This window comes from Falsiroseomonas sp. RANM36 (assembly GCF_056682175.1).
Map to the genome: position 1 here is coordinate 99,943 of NZ_JBWXTD010000006.1, position 2,520 is coordinate 102,462.

At 75.9% G+C, this 2,520-nt stretch carries 3 protein-coding genes; 1 reads left to right on the forward strand and 2 read right to left on the reverse strand.

What is annotated here, in order from left to right:
- Both AC1MIR_RS22015 and AC1MIR_RS22020 read right to left on the reverse strand, forming a co-directional pair.
- The coding region (locus tag AC1MIR_RS22015) for a glycosyltransferase family protein (protein ID WP_480030332.1) at positions 1-640 on the reverse strand (640 nt) is incomplete at its 3' end.
- A complete protein-coding gene (locus AC1MIR_RS22020; RefSeq protein ID WP_480030333.1) occupies positions 640-2,034 on the reverse strand; it encodes a cytochrome P450 in 1,395 nt (464 codons plus the stop codon). The genes AC1MIR_RS22020 and AC1MIR_RS22015, both read right to left, overlap by 1 nt.
- A 79-nt stretch (positions 2,035-2,113) precedes the next feature.
- On the opposite strand from AC1MIR_RS22020, the gene AC1MIR_RS22025 reads away from it, so the two are divergent.
- A partial coding sequence (locus AC1MIR_RS22025; protein WP_480030334.1) for a hypothetical protein occupies positions 2,114-2,520 on the forward strand: 407 nt, incomplete at its 3' end.

Sequence of the window (2,520 nt, forward strand, 5' to 3'; positions counted from 1 at the left end):
GCGGCCCCCCCTCCCCCCCCCCCCCGCCCCGCGCCCCGCCCCCCCCCCCCCCCCGGGGCCCCCCCGGGGGGGGGGGGCCGGGGGCGGGCCCGCGCTCCGCCAGGGCCAGCATCCGCGCCGGCAGGCCTTCGGGCATCGGCCAGCGATAGCCGCTCGCGGCCTCCGCCAGCCCGTGGCGGAGCGGCCGGGTGAGCTCGGCGAGCCACCAGGGGGGCGGGCGCGTATCGGCATCGAGGGTGACGAGGATCGCCTCCTCCGCGCGGCGCTGCGCGAGGCCGGCCAGCAGGTTGTGCAGCTTCTGCGCGCGGTGCTGCGTGGGGCCGGCGGCCAGCACGGCGAAACGGCGCGGATCGGCCCTTGCCGCGGCCTCCCAGGCCGGATCGCGCCGATCCTCGAACACCACCAGCGCGCGCCAGGGTCCGCGATACGCCTGCGCCGACAGGGCGGCGAGGCAGGCGGCGACGCCGGCCGCCTCCGCCGCATCGGCGCTGCGCACCGGCAGCAGCACCAGCACCGCGGGGAAGGGTCCGTCATCCTGGGCCGGCGCCTTCGCGAGGCCACGCCGATAGACCGCCGTGGCGAGGGTCGCGAGCAGCTCGGCCAGCAGCCAGCACGCCGCCAGCACGACGAGCAGGGCCATCAGCCTGCCGGCGCGCGCGGCCGCAGCAGCATCGGCAGCGTCTCGCCAGGGCGGAGTGTCAGCCGCGCCACCGGCATGACCTGCACGCCCGGCGCAAGGCGAAGCTCCACGGCCTGGAACAGCGTGGCAAGGCAGATCACCGCCTCGGCCAGGCCCAGATGCTGGCCGGTGCAGACCCGCGGCCCGACGCTGAAGGGCACATAGGCATGGCGCGAGGGTTTCGGGGCGCCGGGCAGGAAGCGGTCCGGCACGAAGGCGTCGGGCTGGTCCCAGAGCTGCGGGCGGCGGTGCAGCAGCCAGGGCGCGACCAGCACGATCGTCCCCTTCTTCACCTCGCGCCCCGCGATGGTGCCGGGCGCGATCGCCTCGCGCGAGAGCAGCGGCACCGGCGGATAGAGGCGCATCGTCTCCTCGATCACCGCACGCGTGAAGGGCAGGTTCGGCAGGTCCTCGAGCGTCGCGGCGCGTCCCGCGAGGACCTGCTCAAGTTCCGCGCTCAGCCGTGCCGCGGAACGAAAATCCTGGCTCAGGATGAACAGCGCCCAGGCGAGCACATTGGCGGTGGTCTCGTGCCCGGCCATGAACAGCACGATCGCCTCGTTGCGGAAGGCGCGGCGGTCCATGGGACGTTCGGTGCCCGGCACTTTCGCCTCCGCCATCGCGCGGATCAGCGAGGCTTCCGCTACGCCGCCATCCAGGATCTCCGCGATCAGCCGGTCCACCACCGCATGGATGCGCGCGACGGCAGCGCGGATGCGCCGCCCGCGCGGCCGCGGCAGCCAGTCCGGCAGGCCAGCGAGCGAGAGCAGGTCGGTCTGGTCCACCAGGTCCTGGTATTCGGCGAAGGCGGCGACCACCTCGGCGGCCGCATCGGTGCCGAGGGCGCGGCCGAAGATGGTGCGGCAGATGATCTCGGCGGTCAGGCGGCCCATCTCGCCCAGCACGTCGCGCGGCCGGTCCGGCGGGTGGCGGCGCCAGGCGGCGGCGCGCTCGGCCGCGGCCGCGGTGATGGCGGGCGCGAGCTCGGGCAGGCGCGTGGCATGGGTGACGGGCGCCACCACGCGCCGCCGCCCGCGCCACAGCGCGCCATCGGAGACGAAGAGCCCGTCGCCGAGCAGCGGCGCCAGCGCGTGGCGATGCTGCGGACTCTTGCGCTGGAACTGCTCGTGCTGCGCGACGAAGGCCTCGGCCACCGTCTCGGGGCTGTTGCAGATCACCAGGTCACGGAACAGCAGCCGGCGGAACATCACGTCGCGGTTGAAGGCGCCGCGCGGCCAGACCGCCAGGTAGTTCCGGCGCGCGATGCGAATCATCTCGCGCAGCGGCGGCGTCTTCTCGTGCCGCGGCGGGAAAGGCGGCACGTAAGGCTCGGCGGCGCGCAGGTCGTCCGGCATGGCGCATGGTGTAGCGCAGGCGCGCGACGCTTTCACGCCGCCCGGTTGACCGCCACGCACCGGTCGGTCATCCCGGCGCGTGCCCGAGCCGCCAACGCCGCCGCCTTGCCCGATCACCGGTGAGCCGGCGCTGCGGCTGATCCAGCGCGTGCCGACGCGGCTGCTGCGGGCGCTGTGGCGCGCGACCTTCGGCGTGGACCCCGCGCCGCTCTTCGCCGGCATCCCGCGTCTGCACCTGTGGGAAAGCCCCTGCGGCCTGGCGTTCTGGGACCCGCCGGTGCCGGGCGACGCCGCCTTCTACGGCCGGCTCTATGGCCGCAACGGCTTCCACCGCTGGCTCGGGGAGGACCGCGCGGAGTTCCGCGCGGCGGCGTCGCGCATCGCGCCGGGGATGCGGGTGCTGGATGCCGGCTGCGGCACCCGCGGCGTCGCGGGGGCGCGCCCCGCGCCGCGGCCTGTCGGGCTCGAGCCCATCGTCGCCCGCGC